This is a genomic window from Celeribacter sp. SCSIO 80838, assembly GCF_056498065.1.
On record NZ_JAZKMA010000001.1, the window covers coordinates 3,169,390 to 3,194,303 of the forward strand.

The following is a 24,914-nucleotide window of genomic DNA, read 5'->3' on the forward strand; positions in this document are numbered from 1 at the left end:
CATGGGCAACACAGGCGTCATCGACAATTTTCTTGGGGTCTTCACCTCTTACATCGACTCGGGTTTCGGCCTGCTCGGCGGCGAGGTTGCCTTCATCGCCACGACGCTGATCGTCATCGACGTGACGCTCGCCGCGCTCTTTTGGGCATGGGGCGCGGATGACGACATCATCGCCCGGCTGGTCAAGAAAACCATGTTCGTGGGCGTCTTCGCCTACATCATTTCCAACTGGAACAACCTCGCGCGCATCGTCTTCGAGAGCTTCGCGGGCCTCGGCCTCATGGCGTCAGGCACCGGGTTTTCCGTCGAAGACCTGATGCGGCCCGGCCGCGTGGCACAAACCGGCCTCGACGCCGGCCGCCCGCTGCTCGATTCCATTTCCGACCTGATGGGCTGGATCGCATTTTTTGAGAACTTCATCCAGATCGCGTGCCTGCTGTTCGCATGGGCGCTGGTCGTGCTGGCTTTCTTCATCCTCGCCATCCAGCTTTTCGTCACCCTGATCGAGTTCAAGCTGACCACGCTTGCCGGCTTCGTGCTGATCCCCTTCGGCCTGTTCGGCAAGACCGCGTTCATGGCCGAGAAGGTCTTGGGCAACGTGGTGTCGTCCGGCATCAAGGTTTTGGTTCTCGCCGTCATCATCGGCATCGGCAGCACCTTGTTTTCGCAATTCACGGCCGGCTTCGGCGGGGCAACCCCGACCATCGACGACGCTATGGCGATTGTGCTCGCCGCGCTGTCGCTGCTCGGCCTCGGCATCTTCGGCCCCGGCATCGCCAACGGCATCGTCTCGGGCGGCCCGCAGCTTGGCGCGGGCGCAGCCGTGGGCACCGGCCTCGCTGCCGGCGGCATGGTGCTTGCGGGCGGTGCGGCGGCTGGCGGTGGGGCCATGCTTGCCGCGAAGGGCGGCGCTGCTGCCCTGTCCGGTGGAGCCGCGGCCGTTCGGGGAGGCGCGACCGCCGCGGGCGCGGCGACCGCTGCCTATAGCGTCGGCTCGCTCGGCCAGTCCGGGGCAGCAGGCGTTGCCTCTGGCCTCGGCGGTGTCGCCCGAGCGGCAGGTTCGGCCGCCATCTCGCCGCTCAAACGCGCAGCTTCCAGCGCAACATCCCGAGCAACCGAAAGCGTCAAATCCAGCTTCTCCGCTGGCGCTAAGGCAGGGTTCGGCGCGTCGGGGGGCAGTTCCACCATGGGCACGGTCGGCGGCGCAAGCGCCGATCCCGCCGCCGCGCCATCCAGCCCGGCCGGCAGCCCGCCCGCATGGGCGCAGCGGATGCGGCGTTCGCAGGCCATGAACCACGGCACCACCATGACCGCCCATGCCGTCCGCTCCGGCGACAGCCACGGCTCCGGTTCCTCCATCAACCTTTCCGAAAGTGACCTCTCATGAGCATCTTCAAACGACCAGCAACCCATTACGGCAAATCGCCGGAACCCGAGACGCCTTATCAGAAGGCCGCGCAGGCATGGGACGAGCGTATCGGCTCGGCCCGCGTGCAGGCGAGGAACTGGCGGCTGATGGCCTTCGGTTCCCTGATCCTTTCGGCGGGCTTCGCCTCGACGCTGGTCTGGCAGTCCGCACGCGGGACCGTGGTGCCTTGGGTCGTGCAGGTGGACAATCTCGGTCAGGCGCAGACCGTCGCGCCTGCCAACGCCGACTATCGGCCGACCGATCCGCAGATTGCTTTCCATCTCGGCCGCTTCATCGAGCAGGTGCGCGCGATCCCGGCCGACGCGATCATTGTCCGCCAGAACTGGCTTCGCGCCTATGAGTGGACCACGGATCGCGGCGCGGCTGCGCTCAACGACTACGCCCGCGCCAATGATCCTTTTGCCAAGGTCGGCCGCCAGCAAGTCGCCGTTGAGGTGTCGAGCGTCATCCGGGCGTCCCCCAACAGCTTCCGCGTCGCGTGGACCGAACGCCATTTCGAGAACGGCCAGCTTTCCAGCACGGAACGATGGACGGCCATCCTCACCATCGTCATCCAGCCGCCGCGCGACGCCGAGCGTCTGCGCGCCAATCCGTTGGGAATCTACGTCAATGCAATTTCGTGGTCGCGGGAGATGAACCAATGAGGACGATCACCCGCACCCCCACAATCGCGGCCGTGCTGCTTTCGGCTACTATGCTCGCAGGCTGCGCCACCAACCGGACGCCGCAATTCAGCTACGACGCCAGCGTGCCGCCGCTGCCGACCGTGCAGGCGGCGACAACAGACAATACGCCCCGGCCGCTGCATGTGCCCCCGGCATGGACCGTGGCGCGCGGCGGAACCGCCGCAGCCACGCCGACCGGCCGCGTCGAGAACGCCAACGCCGCCGCCCGCGTCGAGCCGCGCCGGGAAGGCTACCACAACGCGATCCAGATTTATCCGTGGTCGGAAGGCGCGCTCTATCAGGTCTATGCCGCAGTCGGGCAGATCACGACGATCGCGCTTGAGCCGGGCGAAAGCCTGACAGGCGCGGGGCCGATTGCGGCGGGCGACACCGCCCGCTGGATCATCGGCGACACCGAGAGCGGTAGCGGTGCAAATCGCCGTGTCCATATCCTTGTGAAGCCGACACGGCCGGACATTTCCACCAACCTTGTCGTCACCACTGACCGGCGCACCTACATGATCGAGCTGCGCGCGCGGGAATCGCTCTACATGCCGGCCGTGGCATGGGCCTATCCCGCGCTGCGAGCAGGCCAGCGCCAGACCGTCCCGGCCGCGCCGATCATCCCGGCCGAGGCTGCTCGGAACTATCGCTATGGCTTGCAGGTGCAGGGCGACAGCCCGCCATGGCGGCCGGTTTCCGTCTTCGATGACGGCCGGCGCGTCTATGTCGTCTTCCCGGCCGGGATCGTGCAGGGCGAGATGCCGCCGATTTTCGTGCTCGGCACGAATGGCGAACCGCAGATCGTCAACAGCCGAGTCCACCAGAACGTCCTGATCGTGGACCGCCTGTTCGGCGCGGCCGAGCTGCGCCTTGGCAGCGGCAACCGCCAACAGGTCGTCAGGATCGTTCGCATCAGCCCAACGCAGGCAACCGCCACGCAGCCCGCCAGCGCGACCGGAGAATCACCGTCATGACAGAGGATACCATCACCGATACCGCCGCCCCCATGCGCCTGCGCGCTGAATCGCCCCGCGTCACCCGCCTGTCCCGCAAGATGCTGGCAGGCGTCGGCGCTGTCGCCTTGCTCGGCATCGGCGGCGCACTGATCTACGCGCTCCAGACCCGCGATGCAGGGCCGGGAGGCGAAGAACTCTATTCGACCGAGAACCGGCCCACGGCGGACGGCCTGTCCGGTTTGCCGCGCGACTATACGGGGCCGGTGCTCGGCCCGGCGCTGCCCGGCGACCTCGGCCGTCCGATCCTCGACGCGCAGAACAGGGGACAGCCGGTCGCGCCGCCCGTCATGACGACGCCCGCCGTCGAACCCGAAGAAGAACGCCGCCGCGCCGAGGAAGAAGCCGCACGCTTGAGCAACGTGTTTTTCCAGTCCGTCCCACGCACGGGAGCGCCGGCAGGAACGTCCATGCCCGGCCTTGCAGGACTCGGCCTCGGCGGACAGCCCGCGACGCAGGATCGGCACACGGCTTTTCTGAATGGACCCGTTGACCGACAGACCGTCGCGCCGGAGCGCGTCACACCGCCGGCATCGCCCTACATCCTTCAGGCCGGGGCCGTGATCCCGGCCGCGCTCATCACCGGCATCCGGTCCGATCTGCCCGGCCAGATCACCGCGCAGGTGACAGAGAACGTCTATGACAGCCCGACCGGCAGCCTGCTCCTGATCCCGCAGGGGACGCGCCTCATCGGTCAATACGATGACGGCGTGACTTTCGGCCAGCGCAGGGTGCTCTTGGTGTGGAATCGCCTGATTCTGCCCGGTGGCCGTTCCATCGTCCTTGAGCGCCTGCCGGGCGCGGACGCCAGCGGCTATGCCGGCATTGAGGATGGCGTCGATTATCATTGGTGGGATCTGATGAAGGCCGCAGGGCTGTCCACGCTGCTTGGCATGGGCACGGAGTTGGCGACCAGCGACGAGGACCGGCTTGTTCGAGCTATCCGCGACGGGGCGCAGGATACCGTCAATCAGGCGGGCCAGCAGATCGTGCAGCGCCAGTTGCAGGTTGCGCCGACTCTCACCATCCGGCCCGGCTTCCCGGTCAGGATCATCGTCACCCGCGATCTTGTGTTCGAGCCGACAGGAGGTTGACCATGACGAAACTGAAACTCGGCCCGCTGCCCGACGACAAACCCGTCAAGGTGACGATGGAGCTGCCCGCGCCGCTTCATCGCGATCTGGTCGCCTACGCCGAAGTGCTGGCCCAAGAGAGCGGCCAGCCCGCCGCCGATCCCGTCAGGCTGATCGTGCCCATGCTGGAGCGGTTCATCGCAACGGATCGCGGTTTCGCCAAGGCTCGGCGTCTGACAAAATGAACACCGGGAAAGGGCGCATACCTATCAATTCCACCGAATGTAATCGGCTGATAGCCGCTTGAAATGCGTGCTGGTCGCGCAGCCGGGATTCGTTTCGATGTGGTCAATCAGGTAGGTCATGCACTCTATCAGCCGTTGATTGATAACGTTGGTGCGAGCAGCTTCCAGAGCCTGCTTAGCTTGCGTGCGGCATATCGAGCGACCCAACTGCCCCGAAATCTCATAGTGGGTGAACGCAGCCATAATATGCGGCGCGAACTTATCGCCGCCGAGGTTTAGAATAGCGTCATAGTAGCGCTTTCCACCGGGAGAAACGCCGTCGTTGTAGGATACGCCCCTGCCGATCCGACAAAGTAGCACCGTCTTGAAAAGGCGTTCGGCGAGATTGTCAAAGATCGAGTTTTGATCCGGAACATAGGACCAAAGGTTGGCGGCAACCGGAGCTTCATGATGAAAATTGTCCCAACCGTTGTGCTTATCCAGTAGCTCCGTAATCAGCGTATCTACAATAACGAGGCGTTCAGATGGGGAACGATATGCGTTTCCAGAAACAAGAGCAAAAAACTGTTCCCCAAGAGCATATTTATCCTTGTAGAGGTTGGTGTTGTATCCTTCCAGCACGATCCCAAGCCGGTAGCGTGGCTCATCCGAACAGGTATTCCAGAGCGCGGGCGCAAGGACTGCGATATTCTTTCGTACTCCTTGGTCAGTGTCCGGCGCGACATAGATTCCGAAAACGGTCCTAAGCAGACTTCCGCTTAGGTGGCTTGGCAGTTCTGTAAAGCGGCGTTCAATGGTCTGTTTCGTCGCTGGGTCGAGCGGTGCTGTATGGCTCTTGAGGTTAGCAATAAATGCCTGAACTTGAAGCGCCGCTTCGGTGGGACGGTCGTGCAGAACGTCCTGCACACAGGTCTGCAACCAACCCAGTAGCTCGAAGGCGTTGATGTTGTAGTTGGTTGGGTGAGAGATGCCGATATCGTTCCGCATATCTAGAATATGCTTGAGCTTTTTGTAGGTTGTATCAGAGATAAGCTCTAGTTTTCGGCACGTATCAAGGAGGACAGCATCCTTGAGAGCGGGAAGATCATTTTCAGTCTTGTAGAATTCGCGCGTTTTATTGCCGCCGACAGCGGCGTCGAAGAAAATATCGAGGCCATAAAGCGATGCCTTTTTACGAAGGTCGATCACAACCTCGTTCCAGATTGCATTAAGCGCATAGTCGAACAGGCCGGAACCAGCTCCGATCACAAACTTTGATAGATATCGCGCTTCGCGCTTGACCTCCGCCGGCAGCGACTGGAGGTAGCCGGGAAGATTGTTTGCGATGATCGAGCGCTCTGACGGGTCCGCCATGATGTTCTCATGGGGCAGCCCCACATCACGCAGGAAGTCCACTAGACGCTGGGCTTGCGGATCGACAAGGCTATTTGAAGTGGTGGTCGTAATGTTGCTGTTCATCAACGGGGCCTAAATCACATGACTGCGTTGCTTTGACTCGCTGTCACAGTATCCGCTAGGACAAGATAACGCGAGGCAACAATCGTCAGGGGTGCCGCCAGCGCATAGGCGCAAATGCGGCACGCTACAGGCCGCCGACTGCCCTCCATGGTTCGCCTAATTCCGGGGCCTATAGCGCCCCAGAATACACCAGAACCAAGGAGGATTCCATGTGCGCAGAGCGCCGCCGCGCCCGCAAGGGACGACCGCGACACCCGGTCCCCGAAGCACTTCCCGACGATCTTTTCGACTATGCCGACGAGCCCACGCCAGACGGCCGGGAACGCCGCAGCTCGCCGCTTCGAATCGTCGATGTTGAGACGCTGCCGGTCTTTGACGACTGGCCCGAAAAGGTGCCGATCACCGAGGAAGAACTGCAAATCTTCGAGCGGTATTTCGGCCATGTGCTCGACCGCCTCTTCGGCCCTATCGACCTTGATCTCGACAATCAGAGCTTGCCATCGTTATCTTCGGATGATAACAGTAAGTCATGAGCGAGGATCGTGACCAGAGCCTCGACACGCTTCTGGACCTCGACGGTCAGGTGCTTGTCGTCGATCCCGAGGGCGGCCATTGGGTGAAGTTCATCGTCACCAGCGTTCCGGCCTCGCCGGAGAAGCCGCACGGCCTCGATTATTCGCTCACGCTTCACGGGCCTTCGGGCGAACGACTGGTCGGCTTCGATAACGCCCACCCGGTCGGCCGAGGGAAGCGCGGCGAGCCGATGGACCATCGGCACCGCCTCCAGACCGTGAAGCCCTACGCCTACGAAGATGCGGCCACGCTGCTGGCCGACTTCTGGCAGGCGGTGGACGCGGTGTTGAAGGAGCGAGGCGTAACATGACCACATTGAAAGTCGGGATTGCCGACTACGACGAGATGAAGGCCCGCACCATGCGGATCGCCAAGGGCGACGAAAAGCCGGCGGCGGACGATCCGAAGGTGTGGTTCACATCCATGGAATCCTTCGCGCAGCTCCTTTCCAGCGGGAACCGCGAACTGCTGCGCGTCATCGACGAGCAGTCGCCCGGCTCGCTGGAGGAACTGTCGCGGATCACGGGAAGGGCAAAGCCCAACCTGTCCCGAACCCTCAAGAAGATGGCGAGCTACGGCCTTGTCCGCATGGACCCAGGCGAAGGTCAGAAGCTCGTGCCGAAGGTGCTGCATGATCGTGTCGAGCTGGCCTTGCCCTTGCTCGAACGCCGCACGGCGAAAGGAGGCGCGCTATGAACACTCATTCCCCACACGTCCCCCTGCGCGCCGCGCTCTATCTGCGCGTCTCGACCGCCCGGCAGGCCGAGCATGATGTGTCGATCCCCGACCAGAAGCGGCAGGGCGAAGCCTATTGCGCCTCGCGCGGCTATCAGCTTGTCGAAACCTTCGTCGAGCCGGGCGCATCGGCGACCAACGACCGCCGCCCGGAGTTCCAGCGCATGATAGAGGCGGGCACGTCCAAGCCCGCGCCCTTCGATGTTGTCGTAGTGCATAGTTTCTCGCGCTTCTTCCGCGATCATTTCGAGCTGGAGTTTTACGTCAGGAAGCTCGCAAAGAACGGCGTCAAGCTGGTGTCCATCACGCAGGAAATGGGCGACGACCCCATGCACCAGATGATGCGACAGATCATGGCGCTGTTCGACGAATACCAGTCGAAGGAGAACGCCAAGCATGTCCTGCGCGCCTTGAAGGAGAACGCGCGGCAAGGCTTCTGGAACGGCTCGCTGCCGCCTATCGGCTACCGCGTCGTCGATGCCGAGCAGCGCGGCACGAAAACGAAGAAGAAGCTGGAAATCGACCCGCTGCACGCCGACACCGTGCGGCTGATCTTCCGCCTAGCATCGGAAGGCGACGGCACGTCCGGCCCCATGGGCGTCAAGAACATCGTCAGCTACTTGAACAGGCACCGCATGTTCACCCGCAGCGGCGGGCGTTGGGGCATCGGCCAGCTTCACCGCGTCCTGACCCGTCGCACCTATATCGGCGAACATCGCTTCAATCGCCGGTCCAAGAAAGGCGAGGTGAAGCCGGAGGAAGAAGTCGTCACCGTTGCGGTGCCGCCCCTGATCGACCTTGAGATATTCGAGGCGGTGCAGAAGCGGTTGCAGGTCAATAATCCGAAGGTGACGCCCCCGCGCGTCGTCAGCGGCCCGAACCTGCTGACCGGCATTTGCTATTGCGGCAATTGCGGCGGGGCCATGACGCTGCGCACCGGCAAGAACGGCCGCTATCGCTATTATGCCTGTTCGATCCGGGCACGGCAGGGCGAAACCGGCTGCAAGGGCCGTGCGATCCCCATGGACAAGCTGGACCGCATCGTGGTCAGCCATATCGAGGAAAGGCTGCTGGACCCCGAGCGGATCGAAGACGTGCTCGCCTCGCTGCTGGATCGCCGGCAGGAGAGCTTCGAGCGGCGCAGCCAGCACATTGCAGAATTGAACCAGCGCGCAGTCGAAGCCGACATGCGCCTCAAGCGGCTCTATGAAGCTATCGAAGCCGGTTCACTCGATCCGGCCGAATCCGCGCTCGGCGAACGCATCGCCGGCCTTACGGCGATACGGGATCAGGCACGGGCCGACGCCGTAAGGACCGAGGCCATGCTGAAAAGCTCGGCCCATCAGGGCCTCACAGGGGCGGCCGTGCGGGAACTGGCGAGCGAGGCGCGCACCGGGCTTCGGCTCGAAAAGGGCGGTTATCGGCGGGATCACGTCCGGGCTTTCGCCCAGCATGTCGAGGTCGCGGACGATGCGATCTACATCAACGGCAACAAAAACACGCTGTTGAGGGCGCTAGTCGCCGCTAAGGGAGGGAAATCGGCGGGAACCGGCGTTCCCGGTTTTATACCGAAGTGGCGGAGGAGGTGGGATTCGAACCCACGGATGCTTGCACATCGCCGGTTTTCAAGACCGGTGCATTCGACCACTCTGCCACTCCTCCGCGAGCGCTTAGGCACGATCCGCAGAGCCTTAGCGCCCTTGTCACGATTCTGAAACCCGCGATCTGATGCACAGCGCCCCGACATTTGCCGTTTTTCGCCACCCGGTGCACGCAGGGCTTTCCTGTTTCCGGTCGAAACGCTAGACTGCCCGCAAGACGCCGGGGGAGGTGTGTCCCAATGGTCTGACCATGGGGTCCCTTTCACCTTGGCGCGACGATGAGCAGACCGACAAAACCACACATATAAAATCCGTGCCGTCTAAAAGGCACGACGAAGGGGCAAGATCATGCGACAGACAGGGACCGGACAGCGCCTCGCGCTTCTCCTGACCGCCACGCTCGCGCTCGGCGCATGTCAGGATGGGCAATCCTTTCTCGACAGCTTCAAGAAACCGCAAACAGGCAGCACCGCGACGTCGACCTCGACCAAACTGGTGGAACGTGACGTCGAGGCGCCGGATGTGTTTCAGGTCACCGACAAGGGGCTTTGGGACGGGCGTCCGTCGCTCGGCGGTGTCTGGGTCGCACATTCCGACGTGACCGACCCCGAGCGCGTGATCATCCGCAACGAAGCCAATGGAAAATTCGTCATCGGCGCATTGTTCAAACGCGAAGTCACGGCCCCCGGACCGGGGATTCAGGTGTCTTCCGATGCCGCCGAAGCACTCGGCATGCTGGCCGGATCCCCCGCGACATTGAACGTCACCGCGCTGCGCCGCGAGGAAGTGGCGCAAGAGCCGGAAACCGTGGAGACCATAGCGGAAACCGAAACCATCGCCGCAGCGCCGCTCGACGATCCGATCGCCGATGCCGCCGCCACACTCGATGCGCTCGACGCCCCCTCCGCGCCTGCAACCCCGGCCACTCCCGCCGCGCCGAAAGCCGCTTCCTCGCTCGACAAACCCTTCCTCCAGATCGGCATTTTCTCGGTCGAGGCCAATGCCGAGCGCACGGTCGACATGCTCGGCTCGCAGGGCATTGTCGCCATGGTCAAGCCCGGCACCTCGAACGGCAAATCCTTCTGGCGCGTCATCGTCGGCCCCGCCGGATCGAGCGCCGAGCGCAAAGCGCTTCTCGAAAAAGTGAAAAAGGCGGGCTTCACGGACGCCTATGCCGTCACGCATTAAGGGAGGGGGCGTCACGCCCCCTGTCACATGAACCGCCCGAACCATCTGCACGAATAAGGACCCGCCCGTTTCCATGCTGCGCCTTCTTGCCCTCCGCCTCGCCTTTCTCTTGCCCCTTCTGGGCCTCGCCCTGCCCGCCAGCGCCTTTGAAAGCGCCGCGCGCGCCGTCTGGGTCTATGACCTGACCACGCAGACGGTGCTGATGGAGAAGGATGCGCAGACGCCGCTGCCGCCCGCCTCCATGTCGAAGCTGATGACGGTGAACATGCTGTTCGAGGCGCTGCGCGACGGGCGCGTGACGCTCGACACCCGCTTCTCCGTTTCGACCCGGGCGAAAAACATGGGCGGCTCGACCATGTTCCTCAACGAGACCGACCGTCCGACCGTGGAAGAACTCATTCAGGGCATCGTGGTTCTCTCCGGCAATGACGCCTGCGTCACCGTGGCCGAAGGCCTTGCGGGCACCGAAGACAATTTCGCACGGCTGATGAACGAACGCGCCAAGGCGCTCGGCATGAACAATTCGACGTTTGCCAATGCTTCCGGCTGGCCCAACCCCGGCCAGCGCATGTCGGTCGAGGATCTCGGCATCCTCGCCGTGCGGCTCATCACCGAATTCCCGGAATATTACGGTTATTTCGGCGAACAGGAATTCCCCTTCGACAACCGCGCACCGCAGAACCGGCACAACCGCAACCCGCTGTTGCGCCTCGGCATCGGCGCGGACGGGCTCAAGACGGGCCATACCGAAGAGGCCGGTTACGGCATGGTCGGCTCCGCCACGCAAGGCACGCGCCGCGTCGTCTTCGTGATCTCCGGGCTCGCGACAGATGCCGACCGCGCGCAGGAAGGAGAGCGCATCGTCAACTGGACCTTTCGCCAGTTCGCCGAAAAAACCGTAGCGGAAAAAGGTCATGAATTCGCCCGCGCCAAAGTCTGGATGGGCGATCAGACCGAGGTGGGTCTCGTCGCGCCCGAAGACGTCTCGATCCTGCTGCCCGGCGCACAGCTTGAAGAGTTGAAGGGCGAGGTTGTTTACACCGGCCCGTTCGAAGCGCCGATCACCCAGGGCGACACTCTGGCCGAACTGGTGATCCCGCGCGAAGACCTTCCCGATGCGCATATTCCGCTGGTGGCGGATCGCTCGATTGCCCGTGGCGGCATCGCTCCGAGGTTGCGCACAGCCTTTCTGGTGCTTAAGGACAAGTTGGAGGGACAAACGGGTCTGGCCGTGTCCGAATAACCAACCGCCACCAATCCTGACGGGAGCGCCATGTTCATCAGCTTCGAGGGCATCGACGGGTCCGGAAAATCCACCCAAGCCCGGCTTTTGGCCGAAACGCTGCGTGAAAGCGGCGTGGATGTGATCCACACCCGCGAACCGGGCGGATCGCCGGGCGCCGAGGAAATCCGCTCTCTCGTGCTCGAAGGCGACCCGGATCGCTGGTCTGCGGAAACCGAAATTCTTCTGTTCACCGCTGCCCGTCGCGACCATCTCGAAAAAACCATCAGGCCTGCGCTGGCCGCGGGCAAGGTGGTGATCTGTGATCGTTTCGCGGATTCGACCCGCGTGTTTCAGGGCGTCACCCGCGGCGATTTGCAGGACAAGGTGAATCGGCTGCATGACGAGATGATCGGCGTCGAACCCGATCTGACGCTTCTGTTCGACATGGACCCGGAGATCGGCCTGAGCCGCGCCAAGGGGCGGCAGACCGCAGAAGAACGCTTCGAGGATTTCGGGCTGGAATTTCAGGAAAAATGCCGCGCCGCCTTTCTGGCACTGGCCTCCCGTTACCCCCGTTTCACCGTGATTGATGCAGCGCGCGACATTGATGTCGTGGCCGCAGAGGTCGCGACCCTCGTGACCGCACGGCTGGGCGCATGAGCACGCGATCCCCCCAAGCGCTCGGCGAAATGGACATGGCGCCCGAGGCGGATTGCGCCCCCGGTGCGCCGCATCCTCGCCAGACCGCCACGCTGTTCGGCCAAACACATGCCGAGGCGGATTTTCTCGACGCGTTCAACTCGCACCGGATGCACCACGCCTGGCTGATCACCGGCCCGCGCGGCGTCGGAAAGGCCACGCTCGCCTGGCGCATCGCGCGGTTTCTGCTGGCCCAGCCGATCGAAGAGGACGGCGGATTGTTCGGCGAGGCTCCCTCTGCCCCCGACACGCTGGAACTCGGTCACGAGCACCCGGTCTATCGCCGTTCCGCACAGCTGGCCGAACCACGCCTCTGCCTGATCCGCCGCGAATGGGACGACAAGAAATCCCGCTTCGGCACGGTGATTTCCGTCGAGGAAGTGCGCAAGCTCAACAGCTTTTTCCACATGTCAGCCACCGACGGCGGGCGTCGTGTGGTCATTGTCGACAGCGCCGACGAAATGAACGTCTCCGCCGCCAACGCGCTTTTGAAAACCCTCGAAGAGCCGCCGAAACACGCCTTTCTCCTGCTGGTCTCGCACCAGCCCTCCCGGCTTTTGCCCACCATCCGAAGCCGCTGTCGCGAACTGCGCCTCGGCCCGCTGTCGCCCGAAGATCTGGGCCGTGCCCTTGACGCGGCGGGGTCGGATGCGGCAGACCGCTCGGATGCTTTGGCGGAATTGTCCGCCGGTTCCGTGGGGGAGGCGTTGCGTTTGACCAATCTGGGCGGGCTTGAGGCCTATCATGACATCGTGGCCTTGTTCGCCACCCTGCCCCGGCTCGACCGGGCACAGGCCTTGCGGCTCGCCGAGGCCTGTGTCGGCGCGGCGAACAGCGACCGCTATGAATTGACCCTCGGGCTGATCGACCGTTTCCTCACCCGTCTGGCGCGTACCGGCGCGGGCCGTCCGCCGATTGTCGAGGCCGCCCCCGGCGAGGCCGCGCTCATGCTGCGGCTGTCGCCCGACACCTATGCCGCACGCGACTGGGCGGTTCTGCAACAGGAATTGTCGGCCCGTGCACAGCATGCCAAGGCCGTCAACCTTGACCCTGCGGCGCTGATCCTCGATATGGTATTCAAGATCAACGAGACCGCCAGCCGCATCGCCCGCTAAGGCCGACCCGCTCCGGTCCAGCCACGAACGACAGCAGACCATGAGCCTCCCCAAGATCACCGACAGCCACTGCCATCTGGATTTTCCCGATTTCGCCGACGAACTGCCCGAAGTGGTCAGCCGTGCGGTTGACGCAGGTGTGCACCGCATGGTGACGATCTGCATGCGGCTGCGGCAGGTGGATCAGGTGCGCGCGATTTCCGAGCGCTTCGATCCGGTGTTCTGGGCGGCGGGCACGCATCCGATGTCGGCCGCCGAAGAACCGATGGCGACGGTGGACGCGCTTATCGCACTGGCCCAGCATCCGAAATTCGTCGGCATCGGCGAGACCGGACTCGACTACCACTATACGGCCGAAAGCGCGGAGGTTCAGAAGACAAGCCTGCGCATCCATATCGACGCGGCGCGCGAAACGCAGTTGCCACTGATCATTCACGCCCGCGATGCGGATGCGGATGCGATGGAGATTTTGGGCGAAGAATATCGCAAGGGCGCCTATCCTTGCGTCCTGCATTGCTTCACCGCCTCGAAAGACTTCGCGTTGGCGGCGATGGATTGGGGTTTTTACATTTCCATGTCGGGGATCACAGCCTTTCCGCGCTCCGAGGATTTGCGCGACATCTTCCGCGCCGTGCCGCGCGACCGCATCCTCGTCGAGACCGACAGCCCCTATCTCGCCCCGCCGCCGCATCGCGGTCGGCGCAATGAACCGGCCTATACGGCGAAAACCGCCCAGCGCGCGGCGGAGACCTTCGAGATGGATTATGCCGAATTCGCCGCATTGACCGAAGCGAATTTCGAACGCCTCTTCACGAAAGCCAAATTATGAGCGCACGTTTCACCATTCTGGGCTGCGGCTCCTCCGGCGGCGTGCCGCGGATCGGCAATATCTGGGGCGATTGCGACCCGCAGAACCCGAAGAACCGCCGGTTGCGCTGCTCTGCGCTGATCGAACGCGACGGCCCGGACGGCACCACCAGCGTGTTGATCGACACCGGGCCGGACATGCGCCAACAGCTATTGAACGCCGGCGTGTCGCGGCTCGACGGCGTGGTCTTCACCCATTCGCACGCCGATCACATGCACGGGCTCGATGACCTGCGCCAGATCGTGTTCAACATGCGCGAGCGGGTCAAAGTCTATGCCGACAGCGAGACCGAAAACGATCTGATCGCGCGGTTTGGCTATGCCTTTGTCCAGCCCGAAGGCTCGAACTACCCGCCCATTCTCGACCTGTATGCCATTCGCGGACCGGTCACCATCGACGGCCCCGGCGGGCCGGTGACGCTGACGCCCTTGCAGGTCAATCACGGGCAGATCGACGCCAAAGGGTTTCGCATTGGCGATCTCGCCTATATCCCCGACGTGCTGGAGATTTACGAGCCGACATGGGCGCATCTGGAGGGGCTCGACACGTTTGTGATCGACGCTTTGCGCTACAAACCGCACCCGTCGCACGCGCATCTGGAGTTGGCGCTTCAGTGGATCGAACGCGCCGCGCCGAAGCAGGGCGTGTTGACCAACATGCATATCGACATCGATTACGCGACCGTGGCTGAGGAGACCCCGGATCACGTCACCCCCGCCTATGACGGAATGGTGATCGAGATCACAGGAGACCTTTGATGCAGACGCTGATCGAGGTCATCCTTCCGGTCTTTCTCGTCATCGGCTATGGCTATCTGGCGCGCCGGCAGGGCTGGGTCAGCGACGAGATGGTCGACAGCGTGATGAAATTCGCCCAGAATTTCGCCGTGCCGCTGTTGCTCTTCTCCGGCATCGCCAAGATGGATCCCGGCCAGAATTTTCACCCGCCGATCCTGATTTCGTTTTACGCGGGCGCACTCTCAGGCGGGCTGTTTTGCTTTCTTGGTGCCCGCTACCTGTTTGACCGCGACCTGACCGATGCCGTTGCCATCGGCTTCATCGGCCTCTTTTCCAACTCGCTCCTCCTCGGCATTCCGATCACCGAGCGCGCCTATGGCGAGGCCGCTCTGGCGGGGAATTTCGCGATCATTTCGATCCATTCGCCCATGCTTTACGCCATCGGCATCGCCGCGATGGAGATCGCACGGACCCGCGGGCTGGGCCTGTCCGGCTTTGGCCTGATGCGGCAGATCGCGCGCTCCGTGCTGCGCAACCCTATGATCCTCGGCATCATCGCAGGCTGGATCGTCAATCTCGCGCATATCCCCCTGCCCGCGCCGGTCTGGGATGCGGTCACGCTGATGACCAAGGCCGCGATCCCGGCGGCGCTTTTCGGCCTCGGCGGCGTCTTGTTGCGCTACAAACCCGAGGGCGACATGCGGATCATCGTCTGGGCGGTCTTCGCCTCCCTCGTCCTGCACCCGGCGATTTCCTATGGTCTTGGGCATGTCGTCTTCGGCTTGCCCACACCGTCTCTGCGCTCCGCCACTCTGACCGCCGCCATGGCGCCGGGGGTGAACGTCTATCTCTTCGCCAATATGTACGGCGTGGCCAAACGCGTGGCCGCCTCCTCGGTTCTGATCGGCACGGCGCTGTCGATCCTGACCATCTGGTGCTGGCTTGCAATTCTGCCCTGAGACAGGATCAAGCCCACCGACCGTTTGACCTCACGCGCTTTCAGATAGGGCCGCGCGCTTGGGCCATAGAGCCCGGAGGCCACATCGCTTCGCGCGGGCGCACGCAAAATACCTTCGAGCGCAGGGAAAAGACCGAAGAGTTCGGCCTTTGCCACGCGGTCGAAACCGGACAGGGCGAAACGCCCCGGATAGAGGCTTTCGGACAGGGTATTGTTGGCGATGAGCGTGGCGTGGCGCGGCAGAAGCAGGTGGTGATAGGTCACTGCCTTCCCCTTGGCTTTCCCTTTGGCCTTGCCCAGCGCGCGCCGGATGCCATCGCCACCGAAACGTTCGAGATGGGTGGCACGCGCAAACACCCGCTCCCCGCTTTGCGGATCGGGCACGACAAGACCATGCTGAAGCGACACCCAGAGATCGCCCCGGTTGCCCAATGTGCCGTCCCGGATGACGATGGGCAAAAGCTCCGGCTGCGCTTTCAGGATTTCATGGCCCAGATGCCGCTCCCCGTGCCAGAGGATCGGTTGCGGCCCGGCCTCAAGCGTGACCACAAGATCGCCCGCGCGCAGCTCTTCGATCCGCCGCTCACCCGAGGGCGTCATGATCCGGGTGCCGGAACAGAAACAGGGAATGCCCATGGCGTAGCGTTCGGCCCCGCTGTCGACCTGGCTTGGCGCAACCCCCAGGAGCATCAATGTTTCGCCATTCGGGAAGCTCAGAACCGCATTGCCGGAGCCGTCATCGGAGACCGAGACATCCCAGGTGCTGATCGGATTGCCCAGCGCGTCCGTCAGCCCGGAGACGTCGAGCTGATCGTCGTAGAAGCCGTCGCTGTCGGTATCGGTGAAATCCCAATCCGTGATCGTATCGTTGCCGAACCCGTCCAGAAGAACAATCGTATCCGTCCCGCTGCCCGTGGCGATCACATCGTCGCCCGAACCGCCGGTGATCGTGTCGCTGCCCGCACCCCCGTCGAGCGTCAGCCCCGAACCATCGGCGGAGGCGTCGATCGTATCGTCGCCGGAGCCGCCGGTGATGGCCTCGATATTGTCGAAGCTGACCGTGTTGGAGCCATCGGTGACGGTGCCGTCTTCCCAGCCTGTAAAGGTGACGGTGATGTCGGTCGTGACATTGGAGAAATCGAGCGTGTCGAAATCCGTGCCGAGCCCACCGCCGTAGACGGTGTCGGCACCCCAGTTGTCGTAGTAGAGGAAGGTGTCCTGACCGCTTTCGCCCCAGAGCACATCGTTGCCAGCGCCGCCGATCAGCGTATCGTCACCGACACCGCCGTAGATCGTATCGTTGCCCTCGCCGCCGTCGAGCCAGTCATCGCCCGCCCCGCCGTCGATCGTATCGTCGCCCGCACCGCCCTCGACATAATCGCCGCCGAGCCCGGTTGAAATCGTGTCCGCCCCGTCGCCGCCATAGACCGCGTCATTGCCGCTGCCGCCGGTGAAACTGTCGTCGCCCGCCCCAAGGTCGTAGGTCGCCCCCGTCGCATCCGCGGAGGCATCGACCACATCGGACTCGCTCGTGAGTTTGAAATACTCCATCGAGTTCCCCGACCCGGAGGCGGTCGTACCATCGAGCGTATAGTCAAAGGCATTGTCACCCGAGAAGGTCAGCGTGACGCCGGTCGAACCGCTCGCATAGGTGAAATCGACCGTGTCCCAGTCGTCGTCACCGTAGATGTAATCGACCTCGCTGGTCTCGACGATATAGAAGGTGTCGTTGCCCGTCCCGCCCGAGATCGTGTCCGTGCCTGAGCCGCCATAGAGTTGGTCGTCCCCCTCTTCGCCCATAAGGAGATCGTCGCCCGCCTCGCCGAACAGGACATCATTGCCCGCGCCGCCATAAAGCTCGTCATCCTCAGTGCCGCCATAGAGCCAATCGTTGCCGGTCCCTCCCCAGATCAGGTCATACCCGTCGCCACCATAGATCGTATCGTCGCCCGCATCGCCGTAAAGTTCGTCGTCGCCGTCTTCGCCATAGATCGTGTCGTTGTCGTCGCCCCCGTAAACCTCGTCATCGCCGGCCCCGGCCCAGATCGTATCGTTGCCTGACTCGCCGTAGAGCGTGTCGTCATAGACATAGGTCGACCCGGAGACATCATCGATAATGTCATCGCCCGCGCCACCGTAGACCTCGTCGCCATCGGCCTGGGTCGCGCCGCCCGGCCCGTAGTAAATCGTATCGGCGCCATCGCCGCCTTCGATCCAGTCGTCGCCAGCCCCGGCACTGATCGTGTCGTCGCCCGCGCCCGCGATGATCTCGTCGCTATAGGCACCGCCCTCGTAATATTGTCCGAGATCGGGGTCATAGCTTGGCCAGGCAAAGCTGGAATAAGAGGGGTTGGCATCCGCCTCCCCGATGGCTGTCACCTTGTATTCCACACCGGGGACAAGCTCGGGGCTGGAGAGCAGCCCGACAATCGTGCCGTTGATCTCGACGGTGTAGACGGTGAAGGTGTTGCCATCGCCATCCGACAAGGTGATCGACTGTTCGAGGTAGATGCGCCCCGACGCGACCGTCCCGCCGCTGGAATTCGTCACCGTCGCCGTCTGATTGCCATCGTCGCCCTGTTCGTTGAAGGTGTGATCTCCGCCGAAACCGCCGTCGTCATCGCTGATGGTCAGGGTGTGGTAATCGGTCGAGGCATCGAACCCGCTGTCAAGCGACAGGTATTCCCCGACGGTGACAACCCCATCGCCGCCAGAATCCATGATATCCCCGGGGATATAACTTTTGAGCGTATATGTCGTCATGAACCTACGTGCCGCAACGCGGGCGAAGCCGCTTTAACCCGGTTGCGACTCTAGGCTTTCGCACCTTCCAAATGGTGAATGCGGCAAAAATTTCATCTCGCATTTTAGAAAAATCCCGTGTGATCGATCACGTCACAGGCTTTGTCACCGGGAACAAAATCTTGTCCTTTCCAAGAGTTAAATCAGGAAGCTTCGCAAGAAGCTCCACAACGGCAATAGATTTCACATGTTCGGCGCTCTCCTGCCGCAATCGTGCCGCAAAGCCGATGCAAATCGTTAACCAAGAAAACAGACGCCCGGACTGTACCCGTTTCCAAGCGACAGGCCCGGACAGACGAGTACAGGTATCATGGCCGTTTACGATCTCGAGATTTATGATTTTGACCCTGCGACGGTCATAGGCACCACGACGGGGTCCACTTTCACCTATTCCGGTGGCAGTCCGACCGGCACGGCCTCCGTGACCGACAGCGACGACACGCTGGTCGATGACACACTACGCCGGGGCGCGGAAACCGCGACCGCCAACGTGACTGTGGACGGGGTCAGCTCTACCGGCTCGAGCGTCGATGCCGATGCGGTCTGGACCGTGACCGACCTGACCACCGGGGAAAGTTTTCAGGTTGTGCAATTCGTGGTCGATACCGGCTCGGCCGCCGGGACCTATACGCTCTCGGAACAGCCGCTGATCGACGGTCACGAATATCAGGTGACCTATTACAACACCTCACCGGGCGATAGCCAGCGCGGTGGCACCACGAATGAATCCTTCACCTACGCCGACTATGTCTCCGCCGCCTCTCTCGCCGACGGCATCGTCTCCGGCACCTCGGGCGATGACACGATCGACACCAGCTATACCGACACGGATGGCGATACGATCGACACGGAAACCTATACCTCCGGCACGATGCACTGGGACGACCTGAGCAACGGTCAGAACTATATGGATGGCTCCGGCACGCTCGAAGACGCGGGCGTCACCATGACCTTCACCGTCACCGACAATGGCGCCGCGGGGATGGCCTATGACCCGACGGGCACGAGCTATGACGGCAGTGTCTATGTCGATACGGCGAATGGCGAGACCTTCGATTCCGGCAGCTCGTTCTTCCTCTTTGGCGACAATGACGCCAACAACGACGGTGTGGCCGATCAGGGCAGCGACACCATGACCATGACCATGGATTTCGCCGCCACCGACAGCGAAAGCGGGGTGAGCGACGAGGTCTATAACGTCTCGTTCCGGATCAACGATCTCGATTATGCCGATGGCGGCTTCGTCGATGTGATCACGATCACCGCCTACGATGCCGAAGGCAACGAGGTCGAGGTCGTGCTCACCGGTGGCAGCGCCATGACCGTCGATGGCAACACCGTCACCGGCATCACCGCCACAACCAGCACAGACGGCAGCGGTTCGCTTCTGGTCGAGATCGAAGGCCCAGTCTCCAAGATCGTCATCGATTACGACAACGAAGGCGTGAACACCCAGGGCGTGTGGATTTCCGATGTCCAGTTCGACGCCCAGACCACCGATTACGACGACACGGTCGAAGCCGGTGATGGGGACGACACCGTCGCCTCCGGTCTCGGCGACGACGTCGTCTATGGCGGCTCCGGCAATGACACGATCGACGGCGGTGAAGGCGACGACACGCTGTCGGGCGGCGCGGGCAATGACACGCTGATCGGCGGCGAAGGCGCGGACGTCAACTCCGGCGGCTCCGGCATGGACATGATCGATTATTCCGGCTCGGATGAGGCGGTTTCGGTCAATCTCGCCGATGGCACGGCCTCCGGCGGCTATGCAGAGGGCGACACGCTGTCGGGCGTCGACGGGATCATCGGGTCGGATTACGACGACACTCTGATCGGTTTCGACGGTCAGGGTACGGGCAGCGACGCCTACACCAACGTGTTCTATGGCGGCGCGGGCAACGATTATCTCGACGGCGCAGGCGGCGATGACGAGCTTTACGGCGAAGAGGGTGACGACACGCTGATCGGCGGGTCGGGCGCGGATATTCTAGACGGTGGCGATGGCGACGATACGATCTACGCGGGCGGCGGCGATACGGTCACCGGCGGCGAAGGCAGCGACACGATCATCATCGATCCCTCTCAACTGGACGGCAATGCGATCACCATCGTCGGCTCAGAAGACGACAGCGACAACGACGTGCTCGACCTCTCGGGTCTGAGCGAGGATCTCTACCATCGCGGCTCCATCGTCTATGACGAGAACGATCCGGAAAGCGGCACACTGACGCTGACGGATGGCACCGTCATCACCTTTTCCAATATCGAAACCATCATCTGTTTCGCCAAGGGCACCCGGATCGCCACGCCTTATGGCGCGCGCGCCGTCGAGGATCTCAAGCCCGGCGATCTTGTCATCACCATGGACAACGGCATTCAACCGCTGCGTTGGGTGGGCGCGCGCATCGTACCCGCCATGGGTCGCTTTGCGCCCATCGAGATCACGAAAGGCGCGCTTGGCAATGAGGCTGAGCTCATCGTCTCGCCGCAGCACCGCATGTTGCTGCAAGGCTGGCGCTCGGAAATGCTCTTTGGCGCGTCCGAAGTATTCTCCGCCGCCAAACATCTGGTCAATGGCACCACCATCCGCGAACGCGCGGGCGGGTTTGTCAGCTATTATCACCTGATGTTCAACCGGCACGAGGTGATCTTTGCCGAGGGGGCCGCGACCGAGAGCTTCCACGTCTCCGACCACTCGCTGACCGGTGTGGCCGACGCGGCGCGCGACGAACTTTTCGGTCTTTTCCCGGAGCTGCGCTCCATGCCGACACGCCACGGCGACACCGCCCGCAAATGTCTCAAGGCGCATGAGGCTGAGCTTCTGGTGGCGTAATCCCGGCACGTTTAACAAGCCAAAGGAGGTTTGCGTTTTCTGCAAACCCGACTTGTTTGAGATTAATTTGAATTACCAATCATTTTGATGCACATGCAAATCATGTTTCAAGATGAGTCCTCCCCCAAAAGCCTCTTTGGCTTTCAGTTCGTCATGCTGTCGCGGCGCTGGCGCAAGGTGATCCATGCCGAGATCGCCCGCGCCGGTCTGACCGACGCCACATGGGCGCCGCTCGTGCATCTCGATGCCGATGGCGATGGCATCAGCCAGACCGAACTGGCCGAACGCGTCGCCCTCGACACCTCGACCCTCGTGCGGCTTCTGGACATTCTCGCGGAGCGCGGGTTGATCGAACGGCGGGTGAACCCGCAGGACCGGCGCGCACGGCTCATCGTCCTGACCCCGCAAGGCCGCACCGAAGTGCAGCGCATCAAACATCACCTGACCGGGGTCGAGGCCGATCTCCTCACCGGCTTGAGCGAGGCGGAAGTTGCCGCACTCTTGTCCGGTTTTGCAAAAATTTCAGCCCGAGTTGAGGCCTCACTGGAGCACAAATCACTATGAAATCCTGGTTGACTGCTCGCGGTTTCGACACCGTTCGGATGGGCTTTGCCTTTCGCACCGCCCTTGCCGCCTGTGCCGCCTTCGTCCTCGCCTGGGCAATCGGGCTCGAACATCCGCAATGGTCGGCGATGACGGTCTGGGCCGCCTCGCAGCCCACCCGCGGCCAGCTTTGGGAAAAAAGCCTGTTCCGCCTTCTGGGTTCTGTAAGCGGCACCGTCGTTGGCGTGCTTCTGGTGCTGGCGATGCAGATCCACCCGGCGCTTCTGGTCGTGGGTCTGGCGCTCTGGGTCAGCGCCTGTACCTGGATCGGCAATCTGCAACGCGGGTTCGTTGCCTATGGAACCGTATTGGCAGGCTATACGGCGGCGATGGTCTCGCTGCTCGATGCCGCTCACCCGGATCAGGTGCTGCACCTCGGCGTCGACCGTCTCGCCACCGTGCTCACCGGGGTGGTCGTCGCCACCATCGTCGGCTCGATCTTTGCCCCGGCCGCGGCCAGCGGCGAGCTGCGTGAACGGGTCCGTCGCCTGCTGTCGGACATGCTCGACAAAGCCGCCAGTGCTACGCCGACCGAGGCCGAAAAGCGCGCGCTCCTCAATGAGCTGGCCGCCGTCGAGGAGGGCCTCGATCCCCATGCCGCAGGCTCCATCCGCTCGCGTCAGACCATCCGCGCCACCCGAGCATTGCTGATCGCCGCCACGCCGCTTTTGCTCTGGAAACACGGGCCTGCACAGGCCCCCGCCTTCCGCGCAGGCCTTGCAGGGGCCTCCAAAGCGCTGGCCGATCTGGACATTCCCGCCGCGCGTGCGGCCCTCACCCAGGCCGCCGCGACAGAAGGCCTCTCCCCCCGTCTGTCCGAGACCCTCACCGCCGTGGAAGCCGCGCTTGACGACTGGCATGCGCAATCGCACAAGCGTCGCAGCCCGAGCGAGATCGCCCCGCCCGTTGTGCTGCACCGCGACTGGGTCGGTGCACGCGAAGCCGGTCTTCGGGCGTTTGGCGCTCTGCTTCTTTTCGGCGGGCTCTGGCTTGTGACCGGCTGGAGCGTCGGGCCCTTCATGCTTTTGGGGCTTTCCGTGATGATTTCGCTGTTCTCGACCTTCGAGAACCCGGCGCAAATGATGAAATCGGTGTTCCACGGCCAGATCCTCGGCGTCACAGGCGCACTCGCGCTGCGCTGGCTGGCCTGGCCCCTGGCCCAGAACGAGATGCAGATGATCCTGCTCACCCTGCCCTTCATCCTGATCGGCCCGCTTTTTGTCGGCCATCGTCGCACGGTTACGATGAGTTTCGATTACAACATGGTGCTGATGCTGATGTCCCAGCCGCACTGGCCGCTGACCAGCAGCTTCGGCGGCTCCGTCGCAGCGGGGCTCGCGGTGATCGCCGCGCCGATTGCCGCGATGGCCGCCTATCTCATGGTCTATCCCGCCAATCTCAAGCGCCGGATCGACACGGTGATGCAGGCGATGATCCATGACCTGCGGGCGCTTGCCGCCGATCCAAACGCGCTTCAGGCGCGCGCGCATTGGCAGGCGCGGCTTTATCACCGCACCCTGCGCCTCGTGCGCCTCTCGGAGCGCTCGAACCGGGCGCATCTTGCGGCTCTGGATGCAGGGCTTGCGGTGCTGAACCTCGGCCATGCGGCGATGTGGTGTCACCGCATCGTCGCGGACCCAGCCCAAAGCGCGGTCGATCACGCTGCCGCGCGAGAGGCGCTCGGGGAACTGACCAAGATGGGTTCCGCCCCCCAACAGGCTTACGCCGCACTCACGCGGTTGAGCCAGCGGCCGGGGCCGGAAGCGGCGCTGTTTCGCGAGGCTGTGGAAGGGCTGGACACCTTGGGCCCTGCCCTCGCCCGCGCTTGAATCGTCCGTCTTAAGCTGCGTCGACCGGGCGCGGTTTGCCTTCGGCATCGACCGCCACCATGGTGAAGCGAGCCTGAGTGACATGATCGCGCTGCGCCGTATAGGCCCGGCGCGCCCAGACCTCTATGCGAATGACCATGGAGGTACGTCCGACATGCTCGACAGCGGTGTATACGCAAAGCGTATCTCCCACTTTCACGGGCTCCTTAAAGACGATCTCATTTGCCGCGATGGTGACCGTGCGCCCATTGCAGCGCTCGTTGGCGCGGATCGCGGCGGCAAGGTCCATCTGGCTCATCACCCAGCCACCAAAAATATCGCCAGCGGCGTTGGTGTCGGCGGGCATGGCAAGAGTGCGGAGCGTAAGCTCCATCCCATCGGGCGTATGTGCGTCTGACATAATGCGTGAGTCCGTTTCTGATTGTTCCCAATGCAGCCCAGATGGCACAGCGTGAAAGCCGCCTCAATCCCTTGATCCGACACGCAAAGCCGCTTTCACCTGGTCGCATGGCACCCCAGTGCATCCTGAGGCAGAGCCACACTTGCGAGCCGGGATGCAGGCCGAGATGCAGACGTGTCTCGGGTCAGCTCGCACGGCGGGCCACCTCAACCAGATCGCCAAGCATCTGCACCAGGCCTCATGGGTCATGATTGAAAAACTGGAAGCCGGTTTGAAAGCGACCCCGACCGAGGCCGGAGCCGTCGGTCTGGCCGAGCGCCATGTCAGCCGCCAGCTACGCCTCGCCTATCTGGCACCGGAAGTGCTGAAACGCCTGACCTGAGGCCGCAAAGCACGAAACGCAGAGCAAGGCCCGTCTCTGGCGCTCCCACTGTACCTGTGTTCCGTAGCGGAAACCGGATTTGCCCGCGTGAGGTGCCCGCGTTTCCCGCGAGGACAACTGCCGCCTGTTGAACGATGAGTGTCGGCAGATTGGCACCGCACGCTGGACGAAAAATAAGCGCCACGCTGGTCGAGACCATCGGCGGAGAGCGGTCATTTGCGGTCGATTTCCTGATTGGCAGAGATGCGCGGGGAAACGACTGTGCCAAGATCCGGGCGGTAAAAGACGAGAGGACCGATCCCCGCACACGCCTCTTCACATCCGGCGCAGCAAAGGTCACAGTGCAAAGACCGCGCCACTTGGCCAGAGCAGCGGAAAACGTCTGCAAACGCCGCATGCGCCGCACACCGAAAATCCCGCGCGTCGAGGCAAAAGAAAGAACCTGACGCAGAGCATCAGGGCCAAACGGATCATTTC

Annotated in this window: 23 protein-coding genes, 1 tRNA gene and 1 pseudogene; 20 read left to right on the plus strand and 5 right to left on the minus strand. The window is 63.0% G+C overall.

All coding sequences use genetic code 11. The features are described 5' to 3' along the window. The first annotated feature begins 1 nt into the window (after position 1). From trbL to V1475_RS15910, 5 genes are read left to right on the plus strand one after another with little or no spacing between them, the layout of a single operon-like run. Positions 2-1,387: a P-type conjugative transfer protein TrbL gene (gene trbL, locus V1475_RS15890; RefSeq protein ID WP_479413531.1), complete on the plus strand. Its 1,386-nt coding sequence runs from the start codon at positions 2-4 to the stop codon at positions 1,385-1,387. Then, the gene (gene trbF / locus V1475_RS15895) at positions 1,384-2,073 is read left to right on the plus strand and encodes a conjugal transfer protein TrbF (RefSeq protein WP_479413532.1); all 690 of its coding nucleotides are present in this window, start codon (positions 1,384-1,386) and stop codon (positions 2,071-2,073) included. The genes trbL and trbF overlap by 4 nt, the downstream gene beginning before the upstream one ends. Continuing rightward, complete coding sequence (trbG, locus tag V1475_RS15900) at positions 2,070-3,071, plus strand: P-type conjugative transfer protein TrbG (protein WP_479413533.1); 1,002 nt, start codon at positions 2,070-2,072, stop codon at positions 3,069-3,071. Before trbF ends, trbG begins: the two co-directional genes overlap by 4 nt. Further along, on the plus strand, positions 3,068-4,204 hold the full coding sequence (locus V1475_RS15905) for a TraB/TrbI/VirB10 family type IV secretion system protein (RefSeq protein ID WP_479413534.1): 1,137 nt from the start codon (positions 3,068-3,070) through the stop codon (positions 4,202-4,204). The genes trbG and V1475_RS15905 overlap by 4 nt, the downstream gene beginning before the upstream one ends. Before the next feature lie 2 nt (positions 4,205-4,206). Beyond that, the gene (locus V1475_RS15910) at positions 4,207-4,428 is read left to right on the plus strand and encodes a DUF2274 domain-containing protein (RefSeq protein ID WP_479413535.1); all 222 of its coding nucleotides are present in this window, start codon (positions 4,207-4,209) and stop codon (positions 4,426-4,428) included. A gap of 24 nt (positions 4,429-4,452) precedes the next feature. On the opposite strand, the gene V1475_RS15915 is transcribed toward V1475_RS15910, so the two are convergent. Further along, positions 4,453-5,886, minus strand: a complete 1,434-nt coding sequence (locus V1475_RS15915; RefSeq protein ID WP_479413536.1) for a hypothetical protein — start codon at positions 5,884-5,886, stop codon at positions 4,453-4,455. Between the two features lie 209 nt (positions 5,887-6,095). On the opposite strand from V1475_RS15915, the gene V1475_RS15920 reads away from it, so the two are divergent. From V1475_RS15920 to V1475_RS15935, 4 genes and pseudogenes are all read left to right on the plus strand, one after another. Beyond that, a complete protein-coding gene (locus tag V1475_RS15920) occupies positions 6,096-6,419 on the plus strand; it encodes a hypothetical protein (RefSeq protein ID WP_479413537.1) in 324 nt (107 codons plus the stop codon). Further along, positions 6,416-6,769: a toxin-antitoxin system TumE family protein gene (locus V1475_RS15925; RefSeq protein ID WP_479413538.1), complete on the plus strand. Its 354-nt coding sequence runs from the start codon at positions 6,416-6,418 to the stop codon at positions 6,767-6,769. Before V1475_RS15920 ends, V1475_RS15925 begins: the two co-directional genes overlap by 4 nt. Further along, positions 6,766-7,155 carry an HVO_A0114 family putative DNA-binding protein gene (locus V1475_RS15930; RefSeq protein WP_479413539.1) on the plus strand — a complete coding sequence of 130 codons (390 nt, stop codon included), beginning with the start codon at positions 6,766-6,768 and terminating at the stop codon, positions 7,153-7,155. The genes V1475_RS15925 and V1475_RS15930 overlap by 4 nt, the downstream gene beginning before the upstream one ends. After that, positions 7,152-8,192: pseudogene (locus V1475_RS15935) on the plus strand (recombinase family protein); the annotation flags it as partial. The gene V1475_RS15930 and the pseudogene V1475_RS15935, both read left to right, overlap by 4 nt. A 228-nt stretch (positions 8,193-8,420) precedes the next feature. Here the strand turns inward: V1475_RS15935 and V1475_RS15940 are convergent. Beyond that, on the minus strand, positions 8,421-8,648 hold the full coding sequence (locus V1475_RS15940) for a hypothetical protein (RefSeq protein ID WP_479413540.1): 228 nt from the start codon (positions 8,646-8,648) through the stop codon (positions 8,421-8,423). A gap of 120 nt (positions 8,649-8,768) precedes the next feature. After that, positions 8,769-8,856 (minus strand) — tRNA-Ser (locus tag V1475_RS15945). 287 nt (positions 8,857-9,143) lie between these two features. Here V1475_RS15945 and V1475_RS15950 point away from each other — a divergent pair. From V1475_RS15950 to V1475_RS15980, 7 genes are all read left to right on the plus strand, one after another. Next, positions 9,144-9,983: an SPOR domain-containing protein gene (locus tag V1475_RS15950; RefSeq protein ID WP_479413541.1), complete on the plus strand. Its 840-nt coding sequence runs from the start codon at positions 9,144-9,146 to the stop codon at positions 9,981-9,983. 73 nt (positions 9,984-10,056) lie between these two features. After that, positions 10,057-11,226 (plus strand): D-alanyl-D-alanine carboxypeptidase family protein, encoded by a 1,170-nt coding sequence (locus V1475_RS15955; protein WP_479413542.1) that lies wholly within the window; start codon positions 10,057-10,059, stop codon positions 11,224-11,226. A 30-nt stretch (positions 11,227-11,256) separates the two neighbouring features. After that, positions 11,257-11,868: a dTMP kinase gene (tmk, locus tag V1475_RS15960; protein ID WP_479413543.1), complete on the plus strand. Its 612-nt coding sequence runs from the start codon at positions 11,257-11,259 to the stop codon at positions 11,866-11,868. After that, entirely contained in the window at positions 11,865-13,022 is a 1,158-nt protein-coding gene (locus tag V1475_RS15965; RefSeq protein ID WP_479413544.1) for a DNA polymerase III subunit delta', read from the plus strand. The genes tmk and V1475_RS15965 overlap by 4 nt, the downstream gene beginning before the upstream one ends. Before the next feature lie 40 nt (positions 13,023-13,062). Beyond that, a complete protein-coding gene (locus V1475_RS15970; RefSeq protein WP_479413545.1) occupies positions 13,063-13,851 on the plus strand; it encodes a TatD family hydrolase in 789 nt (262 codons plus the stop codon). After that, positions 13,848-14,648: an MBL fold metallo-hydrolase gene (locus V1475_RS15975; RefSeq protein WP_479413546.1), complete on the plus strand. Its 801-nt coding sequence runs from the start codon at positions 13,848-13,850 to the stop codon at positions 14,646-14,648. Before V1475_RS15970 ends, V1475_RS15975 begins: the two co-directional genes overlap by 4 nt. Next, positions 14,648-15,586, plus strand: a complete 939-nt coding sequence (locus V1475_RS15980) for an AEC family transporter (RefSeq protein ID WP_479413547.1) — start codon at positions 14,648-14,650, stop codon at positions 15,584-15,586. The genes V1475_RS15975 and V1475_RS15980 overlap by 1 nt, the downstream gene beginning before the upstream one ends. Here the strand turns inward: V1475_RS15980 and V1475_RS15985 are convergent. Next, entirely contained in the window at positions 15,472-18,306 is a 2,835-nt protein-coding gene (locus V1475_RS15985) for a Hint domain-containing protein (protein ID WP_479413548.1), read from the minus strand. The genes V1475_RS15980 and V1475_RS15985 overlap by 115 nt on opposite strands. A 391-nt stretch (positions 18,307-18,697) precedes the next feature. Between V1475_RS15985 and V1475_RS15990 the strand changes: the two genes are divergently transcribed. The 3 genes from V1475_RS15990 to V1475_RS16000 all read left to right on the plus strand — a co-directional run bounded on the left by V1475_RS15990 (position 18,698) and on the right by V1475_RS16000 (position 23,655). Beyond that, a complete protein-coding gene (locus V1475_RS15990; RefSeq protein WP_479413549.1) occupies positions 18,698-21,223 on the plus strand; it encodes a Hint domain-containing protein in 2,526 nt (841 codons plus the stop codon). A 102-nt stretch (positions 21,224-21,325) separates the two neighbouring features. Further along, positions 21,326-21,787 (plus strand): MarR family winged helix-turn-helix transcriptional regulator, encoded by a 462-nt coding sequence (locus V1475_RS15995; RefSeq protein ID WP_479413550.1) that lies wholly within the window; start codon positions 21,326-21,328, stop codon positions 21,785-21,787. Further along, positions 21,784-23,655, plus strand: a complete 1,872-nt coding sequence (locus tag V1475_RS16000; protein WP_479413551.1) for an FUSC family protein — start codon at positions 21,784-21,786, stop codon at positions 23,653-23,655. Before V1475_RS15995 ends, V1475_RS16000 begins: the two co-directional genes overlap by 4 nt. A 10-nt stretch (positions 23,656-23,665) precedes the next feature. On the opposite strand, the gene V1475_RS16005 is transcribed toward V1475_RS16000, so the two are convergent. Continuing rightward, positions 23,666-24,055, minus strand: coding sequence for an acyl-CoA thioesterase (locus V1475_RS16005; protein WP_434286851.1), 390 nt, complete (start codon positions 24,053-24,055; stop codon positions 23,666-23,668). A 166-nt stretch (positions 24,056-24,221) separates the two neighbouring features. Between V1475_RS16005 and V1475_RS16010 the strand changes: the two genes are divergently transcribed. After that, entirely contained in the window at positions 24,222-24,437 is a 216-nt protein-coding gene (locus V1475_RS16010) for a hypothetical protein (protein WP_479413552.1), read from the plus strand. Positions 24,438-24,914 lie beyond the last annotated feature (477 nt).

Excerpts from the sequence above, each read along its gene's own strand:
- trbL (WP_479413531.1), top strand. The coding sequence starts at position 2 with ATGGGCAACACAGGCGTCATCGACAATTTTCTTGGGGTCTTCACCTCT.
- trbF (WP_479413532.1), top strand. The coding sequence starts at position 1,384 with ATGAGCATCTTCAAACGACCAGCAACCCATTACGGCAAATCGCCGGAA.
- trbG (WP_479413533.1), top strand. The coding sequence starts at position 2,070 with ATGAGGACGATCACCCGCACCCCCACAATCGCGGCCGTGCTGCTTTCG.
- V1475_RS15905 (WP_479413534.1), top strand. The coding sequence starts at position 3,068 with ATGACAGAGGATACCATCACCGATACCGCCGCCCCCATGCGCCTGCGC.
- V1475_RS15910 (WP_479413535.1), top strand. The coding sequence starts at position 4,207 with ATGACGAAACTGAAACTCGGCCCGCTGCCCGACGACAAACCCGTCAAG.
- V1475_RS15915 (WP_479413536.1), bottom strand. The coding sequence starts at position 5,886 with ATGAACAGCAACATTACGACCACCACTTCAAATAGCCTTGTCGATCCG.
- V1475_RS15920 (WP_479413537.1), top strand. The coding sequence starts at position 6,096 with ATGTGCGCAGAGCGCCGCCGCGCCCGCAAGGGACGACCGCGACACCCG.
- V1475_RS15925 (WP_479413538.1), top strand. The coding sequence starts at position 6,416 with ATGAGCGAGGATCGTGACCAGAGCCTCGACACGCTTCTGGACCTCGAC.
- V1475_RS15930 (WP_479413539.1), top strand. The coding sequence starts at position 6,766 with ATGACCACATTGAAAGTCGGGATTGCCGACTACGACGAGATGAAGGCC.
- V1475_RS15940 (WP_479413540.1), bottom strand. The coding sequence starts at position 8,648 with ATGCTGGGCGAAAGCCCGGACGTGATCCCGCCGATAACCGCCCTTTTC.
- V1475_RS15950 (WP_479413541.1), top strand. The coding sequence starts at position 9,144 with ATGCGACAGACAGGGACCGGACAGCGCCTCGCGCTTCTCCTGACCGCC.
- V1475_RS15955 (WP_479413542.1), top strand. The coding sequence starts at position 10,057 with ATGCTGCGCCTTCTTGCCCTCCGCCTCGCCTTTCTCTTGCCCCTTCTG.
- tmk (WP_479413543.1), top strand. The coding sequence starts at position 11,257 with ATGTTCATCAGCTTCGAGGGCATCGACGGGTCCGGAAAATCCACCCAA.
- V1475_RS15965 (WP_479413544.1), top strand. The coding sequence starts at position 11,865 with ATGAGCACGCGATCCCCCCAAGCGCTCGGCGAAATGGACATGGCGCCC.
- V1475_RS15970 (WP_479413545.1), top strand. The coding sequence starts at position 13,063 with ATGAGCCTCCCCAAGATCACCGACAGCCACTGCCATCTGGATTTTCCC.
- V1475_RS15975 (WP_479413546.1), top strand. The coding sequence starts at position 13,848 with ATGAGCGCACGTTTCACCATTCTGGGCTGCGGCTCCTCCGGCGGCGTG.
- V1475_RS15980 (WP_479413547.1), top strand. The coding sequence starts at position 14,648 with ATGCAGACGCTGATCGAGGTCATCCTTCCGGTCTTTCTCGTCATCGGC.
- V1475_RS15985 (WP_479413548.1), bottom strand. The coding sequence starts at position 18,306 with ATGGATTCTGGCGGCGATGGGGTTGTCACCGTCGGGGAATACCTGTCG.
- V1475_RS15990 (WP_479413549.1), top strand. The coding sequence starts at position 18,698 with ATGGCCGTTTACGATCTCGAGATTTATGATTTTGACCCTGCGACGGTC.
- V1475_RS15995 (WP_479413550.1), top strand. The coding sequence starts at position 21,326 with ATGTTTCAAGATGAGTCCTCCCCCAAAAGCCTCTTTGGCTTTCAGTTC.
- V1475_RS16000 (WP_479413551.1), top strand. The coding sequence starts at position 21,784 with ATGAAATCCTGGTTGACTGCTCGCGGTTTCGACACCGTTCGGATGGGC.
- V1475_RS16005 (WP_434286851.1), bottom strand. The coding sequence starts at position 24,055 with ATGTCAGACGCACATACGCCCGATGGGATGGAGCTTACGCTCCGCACT.
- V1475_RS16010 (WP_479413552.1), top strand. The coding sequence starts at position 24,222 with ATGCAGACGTGTCTCGGGTCAGCTCGCACGGCGGGCCACCTCAACCAG.